Origin of the sequence: Microbacterium sp. 1262 (assembly GCF_040544895.1) — a bacterium.
GTDB classification, from domain to species: Bacteria; Actinomycetota; Actinomycetes; order Actinomycetales; family Microbacteriaceae; genus Microbacterium; species Microbacterium plantarum.
This window is the reverse complement of the sequence record NZ_JBEPKU010000001.1, coordinates 2,827,194-2,842,044: the sequence shown is the minus strand read 5'-3', so window position 1 is coordinate 2,842,044 and position 14,851 is coordinate 2,827,194. Positions and strand designations below refer to the sequence as shown.

The 14,851-nt window shown below is 71.6% G+C and carries 17 protein-coding genes; 6 read left to right on the top strand and 11 right to left on the bottom strand.

Features of this window, described 5'->3' with window-relative positions:
• Positions 1–92 precede the first annotated feature (92 nt).
• The 7 genes from ABIC53_RS13570 to ABIC53_RS13540 are packed head-to-tail and all read right to left on the bottom strand — an operon-like array spanning position 93 to position 6,271.
• Entirely contained in the window at positions 93–803 is a 711-nt protein-coding gene (locus tag ABIC53_RS13570; RefSeq protein WP_274179478.1) for a DNA-3-methyladenine glycosylase, read from the bottom strand.
• Positions 779–2,209 (bottom strand): hypothetical protein, encoded by a 1,431-nt coding sequence (locus ABIC53_RS13565; RefSeq protein ID WP_274179479.1) that lies wholly within the window; start codon positions 2,207–2,209, stop codon positions 779–781. The genes ABIC53_RS13570 and ABIC53_RS13565 overlap by 25 nt, the downstream gene beginning before the upstream one ends.
• Positions 2,199–3,122: a TIGR03943 family putative permease subunit gene (locus ABIC53_RS13560; protein WP_274179480.1), complete on the bottom strand. Its 924-nt coding sequence runs from the start codon at positions 3,120–3,122 to the stop codon at positions 2,199–2,201. The genes ABIC53_RS13565 and ABIC53_RS13560 overlap by 11 nt, the downstream gene beginning before the upstream one ends.
• Positions 3,115–4,134, bottom strand: coding sequence for a permease (locus ABIC53_RS13555; protein WP_274179481.1), 1,020 nt, complete (start codon positions 4,132–4,134; stop codon positions 3,115–3,117). Before ABIC53_RS13555 ends, ABIC53_RS13560 begins: the two co-directional genes overlap by 8 nt.
• Positions 4,112–4,528, bottom strand: a complete 417-nt coding sequence (locus ABIC53_RS13550; RefSeq protein WP_112615191.1) for a Fur family transcriptional regulator — start codon at positions 4,526–4,528, stop codon at positions 4,112–4,114. The genes ABIC53_RS13555 and ABIC53_RS13550 overlap by 23 nt, the downstream gene beginning before the upstream one ends.
• 10 nt (positions 4,529–4,538) lie before the next feature.
• Entirely contained in the window at positions 4,539–5,420 is an 882-nt protein-coding gene (locus ABIC53_RS13545) for a metal ABC transporter permease (protein WP_354451865.1), read from the bottom strand.
• Positions 5,417–6,271 (bottom strand): metal ABC transporter ATP-binding protein, encoded by an 855-nt coding sequence (locus tag ABIC53_RS13540; protein WP_354451863.1) that lies wholly within the window; start codon positions 6,269–6,271, stop codon positions 5,417–5,419. Before ABIC53_RS13540 ends, ABIC53_RS13545 begins: the two co-directional genes overlap by 4 nt.
• A 72-nt stretch (positions 6,272–6,343) precedes the next feature.
• On the opposite strand from ABIC53_RS13540, the gene ABIC53_RS13535 reads away from it, so the two are divergent.
• Positions 6,344–7,264, top strand: coding sequence for a flagellin N-terminal helical domain-containing protein (locus tag ABIC53_RS13535; RefSeq protein ID WP_354451861.1), 921 nt, complete (start codon positions 6,344–6,346; stop codon positions 7,262–7,264).
• Positions 7,265–7,360: 96 nt separating this feature from the next.
• Complete coding sequence (locus ABIC53_RS13530; RefSeq protein ID WP_282501676.1) at positions 7,361–8,437, top strand: sugar-transfer associated ATP-grasp domain-containing protein; 1,077 nt, start codon at positions 7,361–7,363, stop codon at positions 8,435–8,437.
• 17 nt (positions 8,438–8,454) lie between these two features.
• Here the strand turns inward: ABIC53_RS13530 and ABIC53_RS13525 are convergent, their stop codons facing one another.
• Genes ABIC53_RS13525 through flgN form a run of 4 tightly spaced genes read right to left on the bottom strand, consistent with a single transcriptional unit; the run spans position 8,455 to position 11,609 of the window.
• Complete coding sequence (locus ABIC53_RS13525; protein ID WP_112615199.1) at positions 8,455–8,823, bottom strand: flagellar assembly protein FliW; 369 nt, start codon at positions 8,821–8,823, stop codon at positions 8,455–8,457.
• Positions 8,820–9,701: a flagellin N-terminal helical domain-containing protein gene (locus ABIC53_RS13520; RefSeq protein ID WP_112615201.1), complete on the bottom strand. Its 882-nt coding sequence runs from the start codon at positions 9,699–9,701 to the stop codon at positions 8,820–8,822. Before ABIC53_RS13520 ends, ABIC53_RS13525 begins: the two co-directional genes overlap by 4 nt.
• Before the next feature lie 13 nt (positions 9,702–9,714).
• On the bottom strand, positions 9,715–11,118 hold the full coding sequence (flgK, locus tag ABIC53_RS13515; RefSeq protein ID WP_282501677.1) for a flagellar hook-associated protein FlgK: 1,404 nt from the start codon (positions 11,116–11,118) through the stop codon (positions 9,715–9,717).
• 8 nt (positions 11,119–11,126) lie between these two features.
• Positions 11,127–11,609, bottom strand: a complete 483-nt coding sequence (flgN, locus tag ABIC53_RS13510) for a flagellar export chaperone FlgN (protein WP_036304750.1) — start codon at positions 11,607–11,609, stop codon at positions 11,127–11,129.
• Between the two features lie 240 nt (positions 11,610–11,849).
• On the opposite strand from flgN, the gene ABIC53_RS13505 reads away from it, so the two are divergent.
• The 4 genes from ABIC53_RS13505 (at position 11,850) to ABIC53_RS13490 (ending at position 14,754) form a co-directional block, all read left to right on the top strand.
• Complete coding sequence (locus ABIC53_RS13505; protein WP_404568586.1) at positions 11,850–12,650, top strand: sigma-70 family RNA polymerase sigma factor; 801 nt, start codon at positions 11,850–11,852, stop codon at positions 12,648–12,650.
• A gap of 93 nt (positions 12,651–12,743) precedes the next feature.
• Positions 12,744–14,123, top strand: coding sequence for a flagellar filament capping protein FliD (gene fliD, locus ABIC53_RS13500; protein WP_282501678.1), 1,380 nt, complete (start codon positions 12,744–12,746; stop codon positions 14,121–14,123).
• Positions 14,120–14,497 carry a flagellar export chaperone FliS gene (gene fliS / locus ABIC53_RS13495; RefSeq protein WP_112615207.1) on the top strand — a complete coding sequence of 126 codons (378 nt, stop codon included), beginning with the start codon at positions 14,120–14,122 and terminating at the stop codon, positions 14,495–14,497. Before fliD ends, fliS begins: the two co-directional genes overlap by 4 nt.
• Complete coding sequence (locus ABIC53_RS13490; protein WP_282501679.1) at positions 14,494–14,754, top strand: hypothetical protein; 261 nt, start codon at positions 14,494–14,496, stop codon at positions 14,752–14,754. Before fliS ends, ABIC53_RS13490 begins: the two co-directional genes overlap by 4 nt.
• The last annotated feature ends 97 nt before the right edge of the window (positions 14,755–14,851 follow it).

The window sequence follows — 14,851 nt, the reverse complement described above, 5'->3', positions numbered from 1 at the left end:
GTCGCGAGCGCGCCACGAGAGCCACGAAAGCCACGCGAGCCACGAAAGCCACGCGAGCCACGAGAGCCACGAGAGCCACCAGAGCGCGGGGATCAGCGGGCGGACGATCCGGCCTCTGCGGCTGCTTCGGCGGCGCCGCGACCCCAGCGGAACGGCGAGACCGTCGGGTCACCGGCGATCCAGAATCGCCACGGGAACGCCTCAGTTCCCGCGACACCGGCCACCCCGACGCGCGGGCCCGTCAGAACGTCGCGCTCCGGCTCGTCCCGAAGCAGCAGCCGGGCGACTGCGCCGGCGCGCTCGAGCCCGGAAACAGCGTCGATGCCGTCGTGCGCAGGATGCCGCAGACCGACCGCCTCGCCGAGCCTCCCGGGCCCCCGAGCGAGATCCCGGTGGGTCCGAGCCGCAGCCCGCCGCAGCTGGGCGACATCCGCGCCCTCCACGATCTCCGCGGCGCGCAGCAGCACACCGCCGGCAACCCCGGCCGGCCCGCAGACGACGTTGACGCACGAATGGATGCCGTGACTGAGATAGACGTACAGGTGGCCGGGTTCGCCCCACATCGTGGCGTTGCGCGCGGTCTGACCCATGCGCGCGTGCGACCCGGGGTCGGGCAGGTCTCCCGTATCGCGACCGTGATACGCCTCGACCTCCGTCAGCCGCGCGACGACGCGCGCGCCGTCGACCGCGACCTCGAGCAGCCCGCCGAGCAGGCGCGGCGCGACCTGCACGGGCAGCGCTGCGAGCTCCTCACGGGTCGCGGGATGGAACCCGGCGCTCACGGCCGCGGTGCGCTCTGGCACCACGAGATGTCGAAACCGGTGAGCGCCGACACCTCCTCGCCGGTGCCGAGGTCGACGATGTGCGTCTGAACCCGCTCGGGCAGCGGTAGCGCATACGCATCGTACGGGTTCGAGACGGCGTCGGGCGCGATGAGGAACGCGGCGTACCGGCTGCTCGGCGACACGCACGTGTGCAGCAGCAGGTCATCCGGCGCGACCGTGAACACGTCGCGGGTCGCACCGTCGGCTCCGACGACGGCAGCCGTCGTCGACAGCACCGTGAACCCGTCGAGCCGCGAGAGCACGCGCAGCGTCTCATCCGCGTTGCCGGGCAACGCCGTGACCGACTGGGTCTCGCCGGCTGCCGCATCCGCGGCGCTCAACGGCCGCTCCTCCGCCGTCGCGAGATCGATCGCGACGAGGCCGGTCGCCCGCTGCACGATGGCTTCCGTCGAGCCGCGGGCGATGCCGTCGATCGTGATCGCATTGCCGAGCGAGACAGGCTCGCCTCCAGCAGCTGAAACGAGCGTCAGGGCCCCGTCGAAGCCGAGCAGCAGCACGGCATCCGTCCCCGGCACGAAGCGCCAGTCGTCGACGCGCGCGTCACCGCCGGCGAACTGCAGCTGCGTGGGTTCATCGTCGGCGCTGCCGTCGGCGAGAGACGCGGTGAACAGGGCGCTCTCGAGACCGCCCGCCGACCCGATGCCCGCGTCGGTGTAGGTGTAACCGATGAGGTCGCCGCGGTCGGCGGTCTGCAGGTTGGTCACGAACCCGCGACCCGGCAGGCCGAGCTCGCGCGCCCCCTCGCCGTCGCGGTCCGTGACGATCAGCGTCGAGACGCCCTCGTCATCGGCGGTCACGATCGCGAGATGCGTCGACGTGGCGCGGAAGTCCTCGATGTGCGGATCCGCGAACACCGGCACCGCGTTCTCACCGTCGATCCCGGTGCGGAAGATGGTGTCTTCGTCGCCGCCGCGCTGCAGGATGTAGGTCTCGAGCGCCGGCGTCGAGAACGACTCCTCGATCGTCGCCGCCGGCCCTCCGCCGAGGCCCTGCACGCCGTCGATCCGCACGGTGTAGTCGGTCTCGTCCCGCAGCGGCAGGGTGAATCGGATGCCGATCTGCCGCCCCGACGTGTCGACGGTGAAGTCCGCGGCCGGCTCGATGTGCACCTGCGCCGGATCGATCTCCTCGAGCGACTGAGTCGTCGTGACGATCAGCCGCGACCCCGCCGATTCGATCCCGGCCCGGGGGTCGACGCTCGTCGCCGTCGCCCGCGGCCCCTGAACGGTCGTCAGCACGCCGCTCGCTCCGCCGACGAGCGCGAGCGCGCCGATCACCGCCGCCATCGCGACGACGAAGCGCCGCGATCGGCGCTCCTGCGTGCGCGCGCGGCGCGAAACCCCGGCCCGTCGATCAGTACTCATAGGGGTCCTCGGGCTCGCCGACGGACTGCACGCCCGTGGCCTCGACGACGAGCGCGCCGTCACGGTCGCGGATCACGCCGGTGACGGTGACCCACTCCCCCGTCGCGGGGATGTCGGCTGTCTCGCCGATGGGGATGCTGGCGGGCTGCGCGTCGATGACGCAGTGGGTGATCACGAGCCGCGTCAGCCCGAAGCCTCCCGCGCTCGACGGAGTCACGAAGCCGGTCAGGCTGATCTCGTCGCCTTCGAAGGCCTCCGGGTTCGTCGCCGTCGCGAAGACGCTCGCCCACTCGCCGACGCCGAACGACGAGGTGTCACCGGTCGTTGCGAGCGCGACCGTGTCGGCGCCCTGGAACAGCGGCGGCGTCCCCGTGTCGCGCGATATCGCGAGCTCGGCCGACAGGGTCGCCGGCGGCGTCACGAGGACGACCGCGACGATGCCGGTCGCGAGCAGCCCACCGGTTCCCGCAGCCGCGGACCCCAGCACGAGCCGCCAGTCGGGGCGCGGACGCACCGGTGCGACCGCGGCGCCGGGCGCACTGGTGTCACCGGCGAGAGCAGCGGCGTCGGCGAGCGACGCGGCGCGGGCGGCGCGACGGGAGGTCGGCACCGCATCCGACGGCATGTGTTCGTGCTCGTGCGAGTGCTCGTGTTCGTGCGAGTGCTCGCGTCCGTGCCCGTGCAGCTCGCCGTGGTCGTGCCCGTGATCGGCCTCGGCGCCGAGCGGCAGCGCGAAGCTCACGACGGCTCCGATGAGGCCGAGCACCGACATGCCGACGGCGAACCAGGCCGACTCGGGGTTGATGTAGAGCCCGATACGGCCCGTGGCGGCGAGAGCGACGGTGATCGCGGCGAGCGCGGCGGCGAGCCCGACGCCGAAGAGCCGGGTCAGCAGGGCCGATGACTTAGGCAAGGAGGTTCACCATCCCTCCGACGGCGATCGCGAAGAGGACGACGATCACGACGAGCGCGACGAGCACCCGCGAGCGGAACGTCGTGCGCATGAGCGCGAGCATCTTCACGTCGACGAGCGGGCCGACGAGGAGGAACGCCACGATCGAGCCGGGCGTGAAGGTCGAGGCGAACGACAGGGCGAAGAACGAGTCGACGTTCGAGCAGATCGACACGATCATCGCGAGCAGGATCATCGCGAGGATCGACAGGGCCGGGTTCGACCCGATCGCGAGCAGCGTGTCGCGCGGCACCAGCACCTGGACGGCGCCCGCGATCGCCGAGCCGAGGATCAGCGCCGGCATCACGGCCCGCAGTTCGACCACGAACTGGGCGAGGCTCCGGCGGCCCTTCCCGCCCGGGTCCTCGGCCGCGAGCTCGCAGGCCGCGAGGAACCGATCGGTCAGCAGGCCGTCGGGATCGGGATGCCGCGAGTACAGCCACCCGATGAGGTTCGCGACGGCGTACCCGCCGAGAAGCCGGGCGATGAGGATGCCGTCGTCGAATCCGAACGCCTGGTGGGTCGTGATGATGACGATGGGGTTCACGATCGGCGCCGCGATGAGGAAGGTCATCGTCTCGGGCACCGAGAAACCGCGGATCATGAGGCCGCGCGCGAACGGCAGGTTGCCGCACTCGCAGACGGGGATGAGCATTCCCAGCAGCGAGAGCACGGCGCGGCGAGCCCACGCCCGGCGCGGCATCCAGCGCTCGATGACTCCCGGCGGCACCCACACCTGCACGATGATCGATAGCGCGACACCGAGCAGGACGAACGGCAGCGACTCGATGAGCACGCTGAGCCCGAGGGTGACCCCGTCTTGCGCACGCGTGGGCAGCGCGGGCCCGGGGGTGAGCGCGGCCAGGGCGACGAGGGCGACGACGACGGCCGCACCGATCCCGAGCGCGACGGCGGAACGCGTCGCGGGAGAGGGCGCGAGCCGTGCGATCTTAGGCCCCGCCACGCTTCTCATCGGCTCGGGCCGCGGAGCACGCGGCGCAGACGCCGAAGATGTCGACGATGTGCTCGGCCTGCGTGAAACCGTTGGCGGCGGCGGTGCGGTGCGCCCACTCCTCGACATCCGTCGCCTGGATCTCGACGGTCAGACCGCAGGACCGGCAGATGAGGTGGTGGTGGTGACCGTCGCTCGAGCAGGCGCGGTAGATGGCCTCGCCGTCGGGGCTCTGGAGCTGATCGGCCTCGCCCGAGGCGGCCAGGGTCGCGAGGGCACGGTAGACCGTCGCCAACCCGATGCCGGTGTTGTCGTCGCGCAGCGACGCGTGGAGATCCTGGGCCGAGACGAACCCGCGGGCGTCGGACAGCGCCGTGCGCACGCGCTCGCGCTGCCAGGTGTTCCGCTGAGCCATGGCGGCGAGTCTACTCGGCGCGCCTCAGGGTCGGCTGGGTGCGCAGCACCCGCCCGCGGCGCGCGCCGACGATGCGGCACACCACGTAGATCATGAACGAGATGGTCGTGATGTAGGGGCTGACCGGCAGCGTTCCCGCGACCGCCAGCAGGATGCCGCCGACGGCGGAGACGACGCCGAACAGGGCTGCGAGCAGCGGAACGGCGAGGGACCCCGTCGCGACCCGCACGGCCGCGGCGGCGGGCGTGACGAGCAGCGCCATCACGAGGAGTGCGCCGATGATGTGCACCGCGACGGCGACGATGAGGCCGAGCAGCAGCATGAACCCGAGCGAGACGGCGACCGTCGGAACACCGCGCGCCGCGGCCGACTGCGGGTCGAGCGAGTCGAAGCGCAGCGGACGCCAGATCAGCAGCAGGGCGATGAGCACGAACGCGCCGATGCCGATGAGCCACCCCAGCTGACCGGACTGCACCGACACGATCTGTCCGGTCAGCAGGCTGAACCGGTTGGCGCTGCGGCCGTCGTAGAGCGAGAGGAACAGGATGCCGAGCCCCAGACCGAACGGCATGAGCACGCCGATGATCGAGTTGCGATCGCGGGCGCGCGACCCGAGCCACCCGATGAGGGCGGCGGCGATCATCGACCCGACGATTGATCCCGTCACCACATCGACGCCGATGAGGAGCGCGGCGGCGGCTCCCGCGAAAGAGAGCTCGCTGATGCCGTGGACGGCGAAGGCCATGTCGCGCTGCAGCACGAAGACCCCGATGAGCCCACCGACGAGCCCGAGGACGGCTCCGGCCCAGACCGAGTTCTGCACGAGCGCGAGGATGTCGCCGTAGACGGGGAGGCCGCCGAACATCGCGTCCCAGACGTCGGCCCAGTTCATGCGTGGTCTCCGTGGTCGTGGTGGTGGTGCGACGCGTCGGCGTCAGGGGCCCCGACGACGACCAGCCGGTCGCCCGCCCGCAGCACGAAGACCGGCGCGCCGTACAGGTCGGTGAGCACGGGCGAGGTCAGCACCTCCTTCGGGGTGCCGAGCGTGAAGCGGCCGTTCGCGATGTAGAGGATGCGGTCGACCTTGCCGAGCACCGGGTTGATGTCGTGGGTCACGAGCAGCACCCCGGCGCCCGAGCGCCGATGCTGATCGATGAGCCCGACGACGGCCTGCTGGTTCGCCAGGTCGAGGCTCGTCAGCGGCTCGTCGCACAGCAGGAGCTGCGGGTCGTCGGCCAGAGCCTGGCCGACGCGCAGGCGTTGCTGCTCGCCTCCCGACAGCACCCCCACGGGGCGATCGGCGAAGGACGCCGCTCCGACGCCGTCGAGCAGGCGATCGACGCGCTCGCGGTCGCGCTTCCGCGGGAGCGGCAGACCGAAGCGGTGACCGTCGACGCCGAGGGCGACGAGGTCGCGGGCGCGCAGCGCGGTGTCGCGCGGCAGGGGCCGCGCCTGCGGCAGGTAGCCGATCGATCGGTTGCCCTTGTGCTTGACGGGCCGGCCGAGCGCCGTGATCGACCCTTCGCTCAGACGCTCGAGACCGAGGATCGCGCGCAGCAGCGTCGTCTTGCCCGAACCGCTCGGACCGAGGACCGCGATGAGCTCGCCCGGCTCGACGGTGAGGTCGAGACCGCTCCACAGCTCGCGGCCCGAACGCCGCAGCGCGGCACCACGGATATTGAGCAGGCTCACCGGGTCAGCGTACCCGCCTAACCGATGACGATGAGCGGTCGATAGAGGCATCCAGGAGTCCACGGACGGACTCCGGGAGCCCAGGACGGGCTCCCGCTCATCCCAATCACGGAGGAATGAACCATGGGAATGCAGATCGCCACCAACGTGGGCGCGCTCAACGCCTACCGCAACCTGTCCAGCACGCAGAACGATGTGTCGAAGTCGCTCGAGAAGCTCTCGAGCGGTCTGCGCATCAACCGCGCCGCGGACGACGCCGCCGGCCTCGCGATCTCGGAGGGCCTGAAGTCTCAGGTCAACGGGCTCAACGTGGCTTCGCGCAACGCTCAGGACGGCATCTCGGTCATCCAGACCGCGGAAGGTGCCCTGACGGAGGTCCACTCGATCCTCCAGCGAGTGCGCGACCTGGCTGTTCAGGCCGGAAACGACTCGAACAACCCGGCCTCGCGCAACGCGATCACCGACGAGGCGACCAAGCTGACCGCCGAGCTCGGCCGCATCGCGGAGTCGACGAACTTCAACGGCATCAGCCTGCTGAAGGGCGACGGCACCAAGGCGTTGTCGTTCCAGATCGGTGCCGACGGAGACTCGTCGTCGCAGATCAGCGTGACGCTCGGCGACCTCAAGTCGGCCCTGGCCGGCGTGGTCGACCTCACCTACGGCGTTGCCGCCAGCAACGGTCCCGACGGTGTCGCCGGTGGCGGCGACGATGTCGCCGCTGTGGCCGCGGCTGCCGCCATCGAGGTGAAGTTCGATTCCGCCGAGAACGCGGCGTCGGCGATCACCGCCATCGACAAGGCGATCACGGCGGTGTCGTCGCAGCGTGCCGGTCTGGGTGCTGCGCAGAACCGCTTCGAGTCGGCCATCAACAGCCTGAACGTGTCGGCGGAGAACCTGTCGGCGGCCAACAGCCGCATCCGCGACACCGACATGGCGGCCGAGATGGTCAAGTACACCGCGGCGAACATCCTGTCGCAGGCGGGCACCGCCATGCTCGCGCAGGCGAACCAGGCCAACCAGGGCGTGCTCCAGCTGCTCCGGTAAGCCTCGCGACGGTGGGTCCTGCGCCGCCCGACGCAGGACCCATCGCCGTCGCGGGCGCACCGCGGGAACGCGCCTGAGAACCACACGAGGAACCCGATGACATCCCCCCGAACCCTGACGCCCGGTCTCCCCTTCCTGTGGGAGCGGGCTCGACGCGTCAACCCGAGCAGCCTCGTCGCCCGCGCGCGGCGGGCCGGACAGCGGCACGGCCGCAGCACGCTCGGCGTCGTCCTCGACATGCTCTGGCAGGCCGGGGCGCGGGGCGTCGGGTTCCAGGACTACATCGACTACGACTTCGCCATGCTCACCCGTGCTGAGCGCGCGACCTACATGACGAGCCCCGTCTCGCACCGCCTCGCAGTGCGGTTCGACGATCCGGCCTACCGGCACCTCTTCCACGACAAGATCGCCTTCAACGACACCTTCGCCCCGCACCTGCAGCGCGAGTGGCTGGTCGTGACTGCCGACAATGTCGACGACGTGCGCGCCTTCGCACTGCGGCACGGCACGATCGTCACGAAGGAGCCGATGGGACGCGCAGGCCTCGGCGTGCATCGCTACGTCGCCCACGACGTCACCGACTGGACGCTGTTCCACCGCGGACTGCTGGAGCGGGGCGAGACACTCGTCGAAGAGGTCATCCGCCAGCACGACGAGCTCGCGGCCCTCTGCCCCGGCACCGTCAACACGACGCGCGTGACGACCTACTTCGACGGCGAGCGGACGCACGTGCTCGCCATGGCCCAGAAGTTCGGCCGCGGCGCGGTGAGCGACCAGAACGCCTTCGGCGGCTTCTACGCAATGCTCGACGAGACCGGCCGCGCCACGGGAGACGGCTACGACTCGAACGACCGCGTGTACCCGACACATCCCGACAGCGGCATCCGCATCGCCGATTTCCGCCTGCCGATGTTCGACGAGGTGCTCGATTTCGTCGACCGACTCGCGCGCGTCGTGCCCCAGGTGCGCTACGTCGGCTGGGACATCGCGGTCTCCCCGACCGGCCCCGTGCTCGTCGAGGGCAACTGGGCGGCGGGCGTCTACGAGAACAAGCCGAGCGCGACCGGGATCCGCACGGGACACAAGCCGCGCTATCTCGCGGCGATCGATGCGGATGCCGCCGGGTCGGCGTCATCGCTTCCGCGGACGGCCGCGGCGCGCGCCGCGGCCTGAGACGGGCCGGGCCGGGGTCAGGCCAGCAGGGCCCGAACGGGCAGGTCCTGCCCCTCGAGGATGACCTGCGCCGCGACGCCGGTGCGCCGGTTGATCACGACGGGGGCGAGGAGATTCACGCCGATGCCCTCGTCCGTCATCCGCGCCACCACGAGCACCCGGGCATCCGCCGGCTCGGACAGTCCCAGGTCGGCGACGTTCGCGTCGGAGAGCGTCGGCGCGTAGTCGTCGATGACGGCCCCCGGATCGACGGCGAACAGCCGCACCCCCGGGTCGTCGGCGGCCGTCAGCGCGTAGAGGCCTCCAGCGCTGTCGACCTCGTCGAGGGAGAACGACGTGTGCGGCGACAGCCCGGGGGGCGGTGTCACGAACTGGAGCGCGGTCATCGGAGGAAGTCCATCAGCGTCGGCTGCATCACCCGCGCGGTGACGGCGAGTGCGGACTGGTAGACGAGCTCCTGCGACTTCAGGGCGACGAGCACCTCGACGGTGTCTATGTCCTCGACCGCCGCGCGCTGCGCCTCGAGGGACACCGTCGCGTCGGCCGCCGCGTCTTTGGCTCGCATGATCTGATTCTGCCTCGCCCCCACCGTGCCCTGCACCCCCAGCATCGCGTTCATGCGGTCGTCGATCTGGTCGATGCGGCCGCGCATGTCGGCTCCGCCGCGCAGATCGGCGACGATCGATCCGATCAGGGCGAAGACCGAGTCCTCGCCCGAGCCGAACACCTCCGCGCCGCTCGCGTCGACGCGCACCGTCTCGCCGTCGGCGACGCGTCGGCGCACCTCGCTGCCCGGCACGCCCGCGAACGTGAAGTCGGCTGCGAAGGCGCTGCCCTCGGTGGTGCCGGCGAAGACGGAGCGTCCGAGCAGCGTCGTGTTCGCCTGGGCGAAGAGCTCATCGGCGATGGTCTCGAGCTCGAGCGCGATCGCCTCGCGCGCGTTGGCGTCGAGTGCCCCCGAGTTCGCGCCGCGCAGGGTGAGGTCGCGCGCACGCCCGAGCAGTGACGTCGAGGCCGAGATGGCGTTGTCGACGGTCGTCACCCAGGTGAGGCCGTCGCCGATGTTGCGCGCGTACTGGGCGTTCCGGTGCTGGGCCGCGTGGAGGTCGAGAGCGGCCGACGCGGCGGCGGGGTCGTCGGACGGGGCGGCGAACGCCCGCTGCGAGGTCGCCTGGTTCTGGAGGCGGGACAGGTCGTTCAGGCCCGACTGCAGGTTCCGCAGGGCGGACTGCGCGAGCGTCTGCGATGTGACTCGGCTGATCATGGCGCTCCGGGTGTCAGCGGCCGACGAGGCCGGTGCGGTTGATGAGGATGTCGAGGGCTTCGTCGACGGCGGTGAGCACACGCGCCGCCGCCTGGTAGGCGGTCTGGTACGTCAGCAGACTCATGGTCTCCTCGTCGTTGTCGACGCCGGCGACCGACTGCTGCGCGGCCGCCGCGGCCACCGCCGTCGTCTCGGCGCGCGCGGCCCGTCCCGATTCGGCGGCGGTGGCGACCGCGAGACGCGAGACGACATCGCTCCACCGCGCGTCGGGTCCGTCGGACCGCTTCCCGATGCCCGACAGCGCGTCGGCGTTCCCGCCGTCGAGAGCGCCCGCACCGGGAGCGGCGATTGCCAAGTCGTCGCGGCCGCGGGGTACGACGCTGAGCGCGAGCGCAGCGGGCGTGTCCGCCGCGACGGCGAAGAAGTCACCGCCCGGCACGCCCGACGCGGTCGACCCGAGCCGGTGCTGCGCGTTCACCGTCGTGGCGAGGGATGCCGCGAGGTCGTTGTACGACGCCGCGAGCCCCGCCAGCACTCCGCCGGACTCGGCGGGGGCGAGCACCGACAGGGTGCCGGCCAGCTCGCCGCTGGAGACCCCGACGGGCGGAGCACCGGGCTCGCGCCAGGCGAGCACGACCGGCTCGTCCGCGCCGATGGAGCGGGGACCGATGACCTCGAGCTCGCGGGCTCGCGTGCCCGAGACGAGGGCGTTCCCGTCGACCCTCAGGGTGAGGGTGCCGTCGGACTCCACCGTGCCGACGGCGCCCGAGAGCCGCGAGACGGTCTGCGCGAGCAGGTTCCGCCGGTCGATGAGCTCGTTCGCGGAGCCGCCCGCCACGCCGACCTCGCGGATCCCAGCGTTGAGCTCGGCGATCTCGGCCGCGGCGGCGTTGATCTGATCGACCGTCAGCTCGGCGGCGTCGCGCGCCGACGACCACTGCTCGGCGACGGAGCGGTATCCGTCGGCGATCCGTGCGACGAGCGTCTCACCCCGGGTCACGACGGCGGCGGCAGCCGCCGTGGAGTCGGGAGCGTTCGACAGGTCCTGCCATGCGGTCCACAGCTGCGAGAGCTGGTCGGCCAGGCCGTTCTTGCCCGGCTCGGCGAGCGAGGCCTCGGCGCGCACCGCGGCCTGCGCACGCGCGGACCAGTAGCCGGATGCCGCGAGGGTGTCGCGGACCCGCGCATCGAGCACCGCATCCCCCAGCCGCGCGATCCCGTCGACGGAGACGCCCTGGCCGGCGACCGGTCCGAAGCGCGTCGCGCCCGCCGGCGGCGCGACCGCGGACGTCTCCAGCCGCTGCCGCGTGTATCCGGGCGTCAGCTGGTTGGCGACGTTCTGTCCCGCGAGGTCCATGCCGCGCCGCGCCGCGGCGAGCGCACTCGCGGCCGTCCCCAACCCGCTGAATGTCGACATCTGCGTCCTCACATCTCCCGGTCGACGATGCGCGCGGTGTCCTCGCGGACTCGCCCACCGCCCGTGGTGTACTCGCCCGTGCCGGACTCGAGTCCGGCGAGCGTCTCGTCCACTGCGCGACTGGCTGCGCGCAGGTGCGTCTCGTTCGCCTCTTTCAGCTGCGAGACCTCCGCCATGCGTTCGGTGAGCGCGGCGCGGTGCTCGGCGAAGACATCCCGCCACGTGCCGGTCGGGGCCGAATCGAGCAGCTCCGACAGCGTGGCGGCTTCGGGCACGCCCCACTCGCGCGCGACGGCGGCCACCTCGACGTCGCGGCCGAGGCCCGACTCGCGCAGCTCCTCCAGGACGCGCTCGATCTCGCGCGACGCGAGATGGATCCAGCGCGTGTTCCCGGCCTCGAGCAGCAGGCGCTGCTCCTCGAGTTTGAAGATCAGCATCTCGAGCAGCTCGCGTTCGCGCCACAGCTGCATCGACAGTTCATTAGCTCCCAAGGTGTCCCCCTTACCTGAGCAGCCCCCCATGGACCGCATCGAACGACTCGCTCTTCCGACGAACCGTTCTGAAGCGATCATCCTCGTCTATCGGCCGATGAGTCGATCCCGTTACATCTCCTCAGGATTCCGTATGAGATGTTTCTCATTTTGCTTATGATGGCCTCAGCCGGCGTGACGGCTTCCGCGAATTCGGGCCGCGGAAGCGGGTGCACGCCACGAAAGAGGCCCCCCTTGCACATCCTCGGTCACGCGGAACGCAATCGACTCATCGAAGAGAACCTGCCCCTCGTGGGCTATCTGGCGCGGGATCTGCACTCGCGGGCCACGCACGTGCCGCTGGAGGAGCTGGCGTCGGTCGGCGCCCTCGCCCTCGTGACGGCCGCCGACGCGTTCGACCCCGCCCTCGGTGTCCCCTTCGGCGCGTACGCACGGCGCCGCATCCTCGGCGCGTTCGCCGATGAGATGCGATCGATGGACTGGGCCTCGCGCGGCATCCGCAAGCGCATCAAGGAGACCACGGCCGTCCGCGACACCCTGACCGCTCGCCTCGGCCGTGTCGCCGGCGTCGACGAGATCGCGGCCACGATGGGCCTGCCGCGTGCCGCGGTCGTCGAAGCCCTCGACGACGCGGCGCGCACGGTCACGAGCATCGACGACGCGACTGCGCTCGAGGTGCCGAGCCCGATGGTCCTGCCCGACGAGGCCGCCGTGCTCCGCGAACGGCGCGACGTGCTCGAGCGCGCCGTGGCGGCTCTCCCCGAGCGCATGAGGACCATCGTCCAGGCTGTCTACATCGACGAGCGCCCCGTCAAGGAGATCGCGGCCGAGCTGGGCGTCTCGCACTCCGCCGTCTCGCAGCAGCGTGCCGAAGCCATCCGGCTGCTCCGCGACGCCCTGGAGCGGTTCGCGGCCGAGGAGCAGGCCGAACCCATCTCACGGGTCTCGGTCGAGACGCGCGAGGCGTACTTCGCCCGCATCACCGCGATGGTGCCCCGCAGCGGCCGCGGCGTGGCGCCGGCGGCATCCGTCGCGCTCTGACGCGTCGCGCCGGCTAACGATCCCGCCCGCACGGTCGATAGAGCCAACGGACGGCGCGCACGCGGCCGCACCGACGAACGACAGGACGGGCACATGGCGATCTCGATCGACGGCCTCGCCTCGAAACTCGACACCAAGGCGATCATCGACGCGCTCATGAACGTCGAGCGCCTGCCGCGGACGATCCTCAGCGCCAAGTCCGACGACCGCAAAGCCGTCATCGCCCAGCTGCAGGCGCTCAACGCGTCGCTGCAGTCGTTGGCGGCGAAGGCGAAGGATGCCGCCGGCCCGACGGCGCTCCTGCAGCGGACGGCGACCAGCTCCGACGACAGCCTCACGGTGACGGCATCCGCGGGGGCCCCGGTCCTGCGCGCCGACGTCGTCGTCGACCGCGTCGCCACCGCCCACAGCGTCGTCACGGGGGCCTTCGGCTCGGCAACGGACGATCCGCTCGTCTTCACGGTGCTCGGCGCCGACGGCAAGCCCGTCGAGGTCCGCCCGACGTCGGGCGCCGCAGCCGACATCGCCCACGCGCTGAGCGCGACCGGCACCGGCATCACCGCGTCGGCGGTGTCGGCGGGCGTCGATGCTGACGGCCAGGCCCTGTGGCGCCTGCAGATCACCGCGACCGAGACGGGCGCCGAGAACACGTTCCAGGTGTTCCGCGGCGACGCGGCAGCGGTCGCGGCAGGCACGGCGAGCGACCTCGCCACGGAACCCGGATCGGCGATCGTGACGGTGGGCGCGGATGCGCAGGTGCGTCTGTGGGCGGGAACCGCCGCCGAGCAGACCGTGACCTCGGCGAGCAACACCTTCAGGTCCCTGTTCGCCGGCGTCGACGTGACGGTGACCCGGGCCGCGGCCACGCCGGTCTCGGTCACCGTGGCCGCGGACGCCGATGGCAGCGCGGCCGCCGCGAAGGCGTTCGTCACCCAGATCGGCACGCTGCTGGCTGGCATCGCCCGCGGGTCCACCGCCACGGCCGCCACGACCCCGGGCCAGCAGACGACCCTCGGCGTGTTCACGGGTGACAGCACCGTGCGCGCGCTCCACCAGGCGCTCACCGGCGCCGTGCAGCTGCCGCTCGACGGGGTCGCCCCCTCGACGATGGGCCTGAGCGTCGACCGGTGGGGCGCGCTGACCTTCGACCAGGACGCGTTCACGAAAGCCCTCGCCGACGACCCCGCCGGCGTGCAGCAGGTCTTCGCGGGGGTCGCGGCGCGGGTTCAGGATGTCGCCGAGCGCTACTCCGACAAGTACGAGGGCCTGCTCACGGCCCGCATCACGGGGCAGGAGTCCGAGGTGAAGATGCTCGGCGAGCAGCTGGCGCGCTGGGACCTGCGGCTCGAGCAGCGGCGAGCGACACTCGAACGCACGTACGCCGCAATGGAGACGATGCTCTCGCGGCTGCAGACCCAGTCGTCGTACCTCGAGTCGCAGCTGTCGGCCCTGTCGGGAACGGCGAAGAAGTGAACGCCGCCCTCCGCGCGCAGCAGCGCTACCGCGAAGAGACGATCCTCTCGGCGAGCCCGTCGCGCCTCGTCACGCTCCTGTTCGACCGGCTGCTCCTCGACGTCGAACGCGGAGAGGCGGCGCAGCGGTCGGGAGACTGGCAGACGGCCAACGAGCAGCTGCAGCACGCGCAGCGGATCCTCGTCGAGCTGACCGGCTCGCTCGACGACAGCTGGAGCGGATCGGCGGCGCTCCGGGCCGTCTACGACTACATCACCCGCACGCTCATCGGGGCCAACATCGGCCGCGATCCCGAGCGCACCCGCGAATGCCGCGATCTCATCGCTCCCCTGCGCGAGGCGTGGCACGGCGCGGCGGAAGCGGCGCCCGCGTGACCTGGTCCGACCTGCTCGACGGGCTCGAGGCGGAGCTCGCTGCAGACACCTCCCCGGCTCAGCCGTGGCATGCGCCCGCGAATCTCGGCCCGATCCCGGCGCACCTCGAAGACCGGGCCCGGGCGATCCTGCGCGCGCAGGCCGATCGCGCGCGGGCGTTGCGCGCCGAACGGGACGCCCTGCGCCGACACCTCGACGCTCTCGATCGCATCCCGCAGTCACAGTCGGACGCCGTCTACCTCGACGTCGACGGCTGACCGGGCGCGCGGATCGCCGGATGCCCGTCTAACGGCGTCGCTGCGGCGGCCGATAGGGGATGCTGAGCACGGATCGCTCATCCATCGGCCAGGGATC

Coding starts and splice junctions, on each gene's coding strand:
- ABIC53_RS13565 (WP_274179479.1), bottom strand. CDS start 2,209: ATGAGTACTGATCGACGGGCCGGGGTTTCGCGCCGCGCGCGCACGCAG.
- ABIC53_RS13555 (WP_274179481.1), bottom strand. CDS start 4,134: ATGAGAAGCGTGGCGGGGCCTAAGATCGCACGGCTCGCGCCCTCTCCC.
- ABIC53_RS13550 (WP_112615191.1), bottom strand. CDS start 4,528: ATGGCTCAGCGGAACACCTGGCAGCGCGAGCGCGTGCGCACGGCGCTG.
- ABIC53_RS13545 (WP_354451865.1), bottom strand. CDS start 5,420: ATGAACTGGGCCGACGTCTGGGACGCGATGTTCGGCGGCCTCCCCGTC.
- ABIC53_RS13540 (WP_354451863.1), bottom strand. CDS start 6,271: ATGCCTCTATCGACCGCTCATCGTCATCGGTTAGGCGGGTACGCTGAC.
- ABIC53_RS13535 (WP_354451861.1), top strand. CDS start 6,344: ATGGGAATGCAGATCGCCACCAACGTGGGCGCGCTCAACGCCTACCGC.
- ABIC53_RS13530 (WP_282501676.1), top strand. CDS start 7,361: ATGACATCCCCCCGAACCCTGACGCCCGGTCTCCCCTTCCTGTGGGAG.
- ABIC53_RS13525 (WP_112615199.1), bottom strand. CDS start 8,823: ATGACCGCGCTCCAGTTCGTGACACCGCCCCCCGGGCTGTCGCCGCAC.
- ABIC53_RS13520 (WP_112615201.1), bottom strand. CDS start 9,701: ATGATCAGCCGAGTCACATCGCAGACGCTCGCGCAGTCCGCCCTGCGG.
- flgK (WP_282501677.1), bottom strand. CDS start 11,118: ATGTCGACATTCAGCGGGTTGGGGACGGCCGCGAGTGCGCTCGCCGCG.
- fliD (WP_282501678.1), top strand. CDS start 12,744: ATGGCGATCTCGATCGACGGCCTCGCCTCGAAACTCGACACCAAGGCG.